Source organism: Pseudomonas sp. 05N434, from assembly GCF_056396965.1.
Window position 1 is genome coordinate 1 of the sequence record NZ_JBFTMK010000179.1, and the last position, 8,422, is coordinate 8,422.

Here is an 8,422-nt window from a genome sequence, read left to right on the forward strand (position 1 = left end):
GGATCAGCTCGCCGTCGACTTCTTCCAGGCCTTCGCACGCTTCGGTGACGATGGTGTTCAGGCGACCCATGTCCAGCGGTGCGAGGCTGCCATCGGCGCGGGTGATGCGGATCGATGGGTGAGCGTTGACGGCTTCTTCGGCAGGGGAGTGCGCTGCGCGCTCTTTGGCGCGGGAGTCACGGTAGATCACATAGTCGCGGGCGACTTTCTGCTCGCCGGCACGCATCAGGGCCAATTCGACCTGGTCCTGGATTTCTTCGATGTGGATGGTGCCGCCCGAAGGCATGCGACGCTTGAAAGTCGCGGTGACTTGTTCGGTCAGGCGGGCAACGGTGTCGTGGATTCGCGACGAAGCGGCAGCGGTGCCGCCCTCAACTGCGAGAAACGCTTTGGTGATGGCGACGGTGATCTTGTCATCGGTGTAAGGGACGACAGTGCCGTTACGCTTGATCACGCGCAGTTGGCCAGGCGCGGTGGCGGACAGATCCGAATTCGAATCGGCGGCCTGCGGCAAGGTGCCTTGCGGGTTCTCGCGAGTTGTGTCGGTTTGCATGGGGGGTTGTCTCCACATTCTCTATGTTTGTTTGGGCACCATCACGGTGCCCACCGTTCTGTCCTGAAGCACTACAACCGGCGAGGGCCGGGCATACCAACTTCGGGACAGATCAGGAAGGGGGCTATTGGGCGCCGCTTCCATGCCGAAGTCTTTGGTGTCACGCCTTGGGCCTGAAACCGAATTCCGTTTTGAGTGGCAGTAAATGACTGCAACACCCGTACCGTTATCGCCGTTTCGGGCTTAAAAACAGTAGCCATCCGCACACGCGGTTTGGTCTTTCGAAAATACGTTTGGTTCAACCGGAAAGAGGCAATAAAAGCGCTTGAAATCGGTGTCCGGTTTGTGTTTGGTTTTTGGCGTAAAACCCTACATGTAGGGTTTTTTTTGCGCCGAGGTACAAGATAATGCGTTTTGGAGGGTGTTGCAACGTACTACCTGTGGATAAACCTGTGCGTAAATTGTGTGTGAAAGAGGGAACGGGCGTGTAGGCCGCGACCTARCTGGAGCCGACCATTTTTCACTGATTTTCAGCGACAGAAAACAGTCATCCGGATTTTTAAGGGCGCGAACCCTATCACAAAAAACCGTTGTGTCCGAACGCATTTACCGGCTTGTGTTCCAGACGTGTGGCGTTTATACAATCGGCCCATGCAGATGCATTCTTATCCTCCCCAATCATTACAAAAAGACGGGTGGATCCTTCCTTATTGATGGTGTTGGCAAGCAGAGGTCGTCGTGGAGCAAGAAGCCTGGCAGGTATTGATTGTCGAGGACGACCAGCGTCTGGCCGAACTGACCCGCGATTACCTGGAAGCCAATGGCCTGCGAGTATCGATCGAGGGTAATGGCGCCCTGGCCGCAGCACGCATCATCAAGGAGAAACCGGACCTGGTGATTCTCGACCTGATGCTCCCCGGCGAAGATGGCTTGAGCATTTGCCGCAAGATTCGCGACCGCTATGACGGGCCGATCCTGATGCTCACCGCGCGCACCGATGACACCGATCAGATTCTTGGCCTGGACCTGGGCGCCGACGACTACGTCTGCAAACCGGTGCGTCCACGTTTATTGCTGGCGCGCATCCAGGCTCTGCTGCGGCGCAGTGAAACCCCTGAAGTGCCCCAGGAAAAACAACGGCGCCTGCAGTTCGGCCCATTGGTGGTGGACAACGCATTGCGCGAAGCCTGGCTGCATGACAAAGGCATCGAATTGACCAGTGCCGAGTTCGATCTGCTCTGGCTGCTGGTGGCCAATGCCGGGCGTATTCTGTCCCGCGAAGAAATATTCACCGCGCTGCGCGGTATCGGTTATGACGGCCAGGACCGCTCGATCGACGTGCGCATCTCGCGCATCCGCCCCAAGATCGGCGATGACCCGGACCATCCGCGGCTGATCAAGACCGTCCGCAGCAAAGGCTATTTGTTCGTGCCGGAAGCCTGCACCCTGTGAACTCGATCTTCCTGCGTATTTATGGCGGCATGTGCGCGGCGCTGATTCTGGTGGCCGTACTCGGCGTGCTGGCGTTGCACCTGCTTAACCAGGTGCGCAGCGAGCAGTACCGCGAGCGCCTGGCCCACGGCACCTTCTCGCTGATGGCCGATAACCTGCAACCGATGAACGAAACCGAGCGCCATCGGGCGTTGCTGTTGTGGGAGCGCTTGCTCGGGATTCCGCTGGCGCTGAAGACGTTCCCCCAGACCGACCTCGACCTGACCCAGCGCACCCGCGTGTTGCACGGCCAGGCCCTGGTGGAGCAGACCGGTCCGCATGCGGCGAAGGTTTATCGCCTGGTCAGCGAAAAGGAGCAGTTGGTGCTCACCGGTGAAGTCCAGCAGATCAGCGAGCAACTGGCGCGGGCGACCATCTACCTGCTGGCCGATGAACTGGTGCGCTACCCGGTGGCCGAGCAGCCCAAGCGTCTGGAGCAGTTAAAGGAAGATAAGGGTTTCGGCTTCGATCTGCGGCTGGTGACGGTTGATGAGGCCGACATGGACGAAGACCAGAGCCGCCGCGTGTCAGAAGGCGACACGGTGATGGCGTTAGGCAAGGGCGGCGATTCGATTCGGGTGTTTGCCGGCATGGTCGGTACGCCGTGGGTGTTGGAAATCGGCCCGCTGTATCAGATGAATCCTTACCCGCCCGAGTGRCTGGTGCTGATCGCGGCCCTTGGCCTGAGCCTGATCGGTTTGATTGTCTATCTGTTGGTGCGGCAACTGGAGCGTCGTTTGCGCGGTCTGGAAGCCGCCGCCACGCGAATTGCCAAGGGCAGCCTGGAAACCCGCGTACCGGCCCGTGGCGCCGACTCGGTGGGGCGGCTGGCCTCGGCGTTCAATGGCATGGCCGAGCACTTGCAGCAATTGTTGGCGATTCAGCGAGAACTGGTGCGTGCCGTGTCCCACGAATTGCGCACACCAGTGGCGCGCCTGCGTTTTGGCCTGGAGATGATCGGCTCGGCCACCACGCCTGAGGCGCTGGAGAAATACCGCGAGGGCATGGACCACGACATTGAGGATCTCGATCGGTTGGTCGATGAGATGCTCACTTATGCGCGGCTGGAGCAGGGCTCGCCGGCGCTGAATTTCCAGCGGATCGATCTGGATGCGTTGGTCAATCAGGTGATCGAGGAACTGGCGCCGTTGCGCGCCGAGGTCACGGTGCAGCGCGGCTTGTGCCTGTCCGCCGCCGATTGCGACGGCGCCTGGGTTGAAGCCGAGCCGCGCTACTTGCACCGGGCGTTGCAGAACCTGGTGAGCAACGCCATGCGCCATGCCCGTTCACGGGTGACTGTCAGCTATCAGGTGGGGCAGCAGCGCTGTCGGGTGGATGTCGAGGATGATGGGCCGGGCGTGCCGGAAACCGCGTGGGAGAAAATCTTCACCCCGTTCCTGCGCCTCGACGACAGCCGCACCCGCGCTTCGGGTGGTCATGGGCTGGGGTTGTCGATCGTGAGGCGGATCATCCATTGGCACGACGGGCGAGCGCTGATCAGCAAGAGCAAAAGCCTGGGCGGGGCGTGTTTCAGTTTGAGCTGGCCGAGGAATCAGGAGCGGCGTTGAGGTTGTTGGTGTCAGGGCAATCGCCTTCGCGGGCAAGCCTCGCTCCTACAGATCGGGGGGGCGTTCACCCATTTCGTTATCGACACAAACCCCGTAGGAGCGAGGCTTGCCCGCGAAGAGGCCCTGACAGCCACTACAAAACCTCAGGCCTTGATACTGACCAGGCTCAACAACTGCCCATCCATCACCGCAAACTGCGCGTCCAGTTCGGTGCCGCTGCGCCACTCACTGGACAGGTCGGTCAGCAACTGCAACCGCACTTCACCGCCCTCGCTCCACTCCAGCACTTCGGCGTGTTCGAAATAGAAGCGCTTTTGGACGATCGGGTAGAGCGCCTTGAACAGGCTTTCCTTCACCGAAAACGTCAGCGTCACCACCATCGCCAACTGATCGCGAGCCCCGGCGGTCATGCGCTGCAACTCAGGCCCGGTGAGAATCTCTCCGGCCAGGCGTTCGGCCCGTTCTGCGTCGAGCAGATTTTCCAGGTCCATTCCCAAGCCGCGCCAATGGGCCTTGTTCGCGACAATCGCCGCGGCCCGGCCGGTGCTGTGGGTGATCGAACCGGTGATATGCGCTGGCCACACCGGTGCGCGGTCTTCACCAATGGCCGGAATGAAGCTCAGCCCTTCCAGCTGTTGCAACGCGGCCCGAGCGCAAATCCGCCCGGCAAGAAACTCGGCCTGACGCTTGGCCACCGAACGCTGGATGCTCGCGGGCGGCTCGATGGCGCTGCGCTGGAAATCATCGCTGGCCAATTGCTTGGTATCGAAGTGAGTGCCCAGCAGGACCGTATCGGGCAGCACAAACGGCAGCGGCCAATGGGCGTCGAGCGGGGTGCAGCAGGCGGGTAGGGCGGGGACGGGATTCATGACGGGCATTTTGCCGGGTTGCCTTGAGGCTGGGTAGTGGCAGCAGGGCTTTTGTGGTGAGGGAGCTTGTCGGATCGCCGCACCGTCCCGCTCGGCTGCGTAGCAGTCGTAAAGGCGGAAAACGCGTTGTACCTGACGAAATACGGTTGCAGGTTTTGGGGCCGCTTCGCAGCCCAGCGGGAGCAAGCTCCCTCGCCACAGGGAGCAATGCTGTCGGTGTGTCAGCCAAAGATCTTCTTGAAAAACGCCTGCATGTCCGCCCACGATTTCTCATCGGCGGCCTTGTTGTAACCAATGTCCGGCCCGCCATGATCGCCGTGGCTCAGACGATCCGCATCAGGGTTGCTGAAGCCATGCTTGGCGCCTTCGAGGCTGACAAATTTATAGTCGGCACCGGCCTTGTCCATTTCCGCCTTGAACGCCGCCACATTATCCGCCGTCACCATGCTGTCCTGCGCGCCATGCTCCACCAGGATTTTCGCTTTCACACTGCCAGGCACCGCCGGCGTATTGGTCGCCAGTGCACCGTGGAAACTCACCACGCCCGCCAGCGGCAATCCCTGGCGTGCGGCATTCAGCACCACTGCGCCACCGAAGCAATAGCCGATGGCCGCCAGTTTGGCCGGATCGGTCTGTGGCTGTTTCTTCAGCAAATCGAGCCCGGCCTGAAACCGCGCGCTGGCTGCTGCGCTGTCCTTTGTCGCGGCTTGCATGAACGCCATGGCGTCCTTGGGGTGTTCGGTGTTCTTGCCGTCGCCATACATGTCGATCGCCAGTGCGCTGTAGCCCAGACCCGCCAGATCGCGGGCGCGCCGCTTGGCGTAGTCGTTGAGCCCCCACCATTCATGTACCACCACCACACCCGGACGCGGACCTTTAATGGCGTCGTCGTAGGCGTAATAGCCAATCAGCTTGGTGCCATCGGCACTCTGATAGGGAATTTCCTGGGTCTTGATGGCGGCCTGGCTGACCCCGCTCACGGCCAGTAATACAAGGGCGAGCAACACACGCATGGCTGAATCTCCTTATAAACAAACGTCAAGAAAGCGTAGCCGATTTGATTCAGCTCAGGTTCAGAGTGCGTTCAGGGGCTGTACAGGGTGAGGTCAGTAACCTTGCCCCGTACCCAAAAAGCACATAGCGCATGAGGAAATTCCCCAATGACTACTTTGAAAAAGCTGCTGCTGGCTTTCACCGTGATGGGCGCCAGTGTTGCCGCCCACGCCGACACCACCAATTTTGCCGGGCTGACCTTTGGCCAGACCAGCGACAAGATTAAAAAATCCAGTGCCCTGAACGACAACCTCAACCACCCGAACGCCGACGGTGTGATCGGCAAGGACAACACCTGGGGTTTGCGTGTGGGCCAGCAAGACAGCCAGGGCCGCTACTACGCCACTTACGACAACGTGTCGGGCTCGCATAATGGCATTAAACTGCGTCAGGAAAACCTGCTGGGCAGCTACGATCTGTTTTACCCAGTGGGTGGCAGCACCAAACTGTTCGGCGGTGCCACGGCCGGTTTGACCAAAATGACCCAGGAATCGCCAGGCTTCAGCCGCGACAGCGACATCGGTTACGCCATTGGCGGCCAGCTCGGCGTGTTGCAGCAAGTTTCGCAAAACACCTCGGTCGAGCTGGGTTACCGTTACCTGCGTAGCAACGCCAGCACCGAGATGAGCGAGCGCGGCGGCAGCAAACAGGGTTCGCTGGACTTGACCAGCAGCGCCCAGACGTACTTGTCCGCCAACTACGCTTTCTAAACAGCGTTTGGTTGCCAGTCAGTTAAGCCTCGCAACCTGTGGGAGCAGGCTTGACTGACCTTTGGAGATGTTGATTTGCCCCGGAGAGCCTTATGAAATTGCTGGTTGTCGAAGATGAAGCGCTGTTGCGCCATCACCTGCAGACCCGTTTGACGGACAGCGGCCACGTGGTCGAGGCCGTGGCCAACGCCATCGATGCGTTGCATCAGGCCGAGCAGTTCAACCATGACCTGGCGGTGATCGACCTCGGTTTGCCGGGCATGGGCGGGCTCGACCTGATTCGTCAGCTGCGCTCCCAGGGCAAGACGTTTCCGATCCTGATCCTCACCGCGCGCGGCAACTGGCAAGACAAGGTCGAAGGCCTCGCCGCCGGTGCCGACGACTACGTGGTCAAGCCGTTCCAGTTCGAAGAGCTGGACGCCCGGCTCAATGCCTTGCTGCGTCGCTCCAGCGGTTTCACCCAGTCGACCATCGTCGCCGGTCCCTTGGTGCTGGACCTCAATCGCAAACAGGCGTCCCTCGATGACCAGCCGCTGGCGCTGACCGCCTACGAATACCGGATCCTCGAATACCTGATGCGCCATCACCAGCAAGTGGTGGCCAAGGACCGCTTGATGGAGCAACTCTATCCGGATGACGACGAGCGCGATCCGAATGTGATCGAAGTGCTGGTCGGCCGCTTGCGTCGCAAACTCGAAGGCCCGGCCGGGTTCAAGCCGATCGATACCGTGCGTGGCCTCGGCTACCTGTTCAATGAGCGCTGCACTTGATTCGTTCCCTTCGTGTCCGCTTGATGCTCGCCGCCACCACCCTGGCGGTGTTGTTCATGCTGGCGTTACTGCCGGCGATGCAGGGCGCGTTCAGCCTGGCGTTGCAGGACTCCATCGAGCAGCGCCTGGCGTCGGACGTCACCACGCTGATCTCCGCCGCCCGGGTGGATAACAACCGCTTGCAGATGCCGGCGCAGTTACCCGATGAGCGTTTCAACCTCACCGACAGCCGTTTGCTCGGCTACATCTATGACCGCGAAGGTCACCTGGTCTGGCGCTCGAGGGCCACCCAGGAAGAGAACATCAACTACAAGCCGCGTTACGACGGGCGCGGGAACGAGTTCGCGAGGATTCGCGAGGCCAATGGTGAAGAGTTTTTCGTCTATGACGTCGAGGTCAAGCTGCTCGGCGGCAAAAGCGCGGCGTTCAGCATCGTCGCGCTGCAACCGGTGCGCGAATACGAAGTCACCCTCGAAGGCCTGCGGGAAAACCTCTACCTGGGCTTCGGTGCCGCGTTACTGGTGTTGCTCGTCTTGCTCTGGGTCGGCCTGACCTGGGGCTTGCAGGCGTTGAGCCGGCTGAGCCAGGAGCTGGACCAGATCGAAAGCGGCACCCGCGAAAGCCTCAGCGAACAACACCCGCGCGAACTGCTGCGCCTGACCGGCTCGCTCAACCGTTTGCTGCACAGCGAGCGTGAACAGCGCAGCCGTTACCGCGACTCCCTCGACGACCTGGCCCACAGCCTGAAAACCCCGCTGGCGGTGTTGCAAGGGGTCAGCGAAGACATGGCGCAAAAGCCGCAAGAGCGCGATCAGGCCTGGGTGCTGCAAACCCAGATCGAACGCATGAGCCAGCAGATCAGCTATCAACTGCAACGGGCCAGCCTGCGCAAAAGTGGTCTGGTGCGCCATCAGGTACGCCTGCGCCCGGTGCTGCAAAGCCTCTGCGACACCCTGGACAAGGTCTACCGCGACAAACGCGTTCGGGTCGCCTTCGATCTGCCGGATCAGTGCTACGTGCCGATCGAGCAGGGCGCCTTGCTGGAAATGATGGGCAACCTGCTGGAAAACGCCTATCGCCTGTGCCTGAACGAAGTACGCATCAGCGTGCGCGAAACCCTCAGTAGCATTGAGCTTTGCATTGAAGACGATGGCCCCGGTGTACCACCGGACCAACGCGCACGGATTCTCGAGCGCGGCGAGCGGCTGGACCGCCAGCATCCGGGGCAGGGGATTGGCTTGGCGGTGGTCAAGGACATCATCGAAAGCTACAGCGCCAAGTTGACGCTGGGGGATTCGCCGATGGGCGGCGCGGCGTTCCGGATTCATTTTCCGGTGGTTTGATGTAGGGGCTTGGCCGAAAAGATCGCAGCCTCGTTGCACTCGACAGCTCCTACAGGGATTTGCGT

8 protein-coding genes are annotated in these 8,422 nt (G+C 60.7%); 5 read left to right on the forward strand and 3 right to left on the reverse strand.

All coding sequences use genetic code 11. The features are described 5' to 3' along the window. The coding region (locus AC1DLB_RS13640) for an ATP cone domain-containing protein (RefSeq protein WP_477785121.1) at window positions 1-553 on the reverse strand (553 nt) is incomplete at its 3' end. Between the two features lie 738 nt (window positions 554-1,291). Between AC1DLB_RS13640 and AC1DLB_RS13645 the strand changes: the two genes are divergently transcribed. Together AC1DLB_RS13645 and AC1DLB_RS13650 are read left to right on the forward strand one after the other, a co-directional pair. Further along, complete coding sequence (locus AC1DLB_RS13645; protein ID WP_086944557.1) at window positions 1,292-2,005, forward strand: response regulator; 714 nt, start codon at window positions 1,292-1,294, stop codon at window positions 2,003-2,005. Beyond that, the gene (locus AC1DLB_RS13650) at window positions 2,002-3,612 is read left to right on the forward strand and encodes an ATP-binding protein (RefSeq protein ID WP_477785122.1); all 1,611 of its coding nucleotides are present in this window, start codon (window positions 2,002-2,004) and stop codon (window positions 3,610-3,612) included. Before AC1DLB_RS13645 ends, AC1DLB_RS13650 begins: the two co-directional genes overlap by 4 nt. Window positions 3,613-3,755: 143 nt before the next feature. Here AC1DLB_RS13650 and AC1DLB_RS13655 read toward each other — a convergent pair whose 3' ends face one another. Then, a complete protein-coding gene (locus AC1DLB_RS13655) occupies window positions 3,756-4,481 on the reverse strand; it encodes a 4'-phosphopantetheinyl transferase family protein (RefSeq protein WP_218281489.1) in 726 nt (241 codons plus the stop codon). A 221-nt stretch (window positions 4,482-4,702) separates the two neighbouring features. Then, entirely contained in the window at window positions 4,703-5,494 is a 792-nt protein-coding gene (locus tag AC1DLB_RS13660; RefSeq protein WP_477743505.1) for a dienelactone hydrolase family protein, read from the reverse strand. Between the two features lie 147 nt (window positions 5,495-5,641). On the opposite strand from AC1DLB_RS13660, the gene AC1DLB_RS13665 reads away from it, so the two are divergent. From AC1DLB_RS13665 to AC1DLB_RS13675, 3 genes are all read left to right on the forward strand, one after another. Continuing rightward, complete coding sequence (locus AC1DLB_RS13665; RefSeq protein WP_442115360.1) at window positions 5,642-6,244, forward strand: hypothetical protein; 603 nt, start codon at window positions 5,642-5,644, stop codon at window positions 6,242-6,244. Between the two features lie 92 nt (window positions 6,245-6,336). Next, a complete protein-coding gene (locus AC1DLB_RS13670) occupies window positions 6,337-7,014 on the forward strand; it encodes a response regulator transcription factor (protein ID WP_064616498.1) in 678 nt (225 codons plus the stop codon). Then, window positions 7,011-8,357, forward strand: coding sequence for an ATP-binding protein (locus AC1DLB_RS13675; protein ID WP_064616500.1), 1,347 nt, complete (start codon window positions 7,011-7,013; stop codon window positions 8,355-8,357). The genes AC1DLB_RS13670 and AC1DLB_RS13675 overlap by 4 nt, the downstream gene beginning before the upstream one ends. Window positions 8,358-8,422 lie beyond the last annotated feature (65 nt).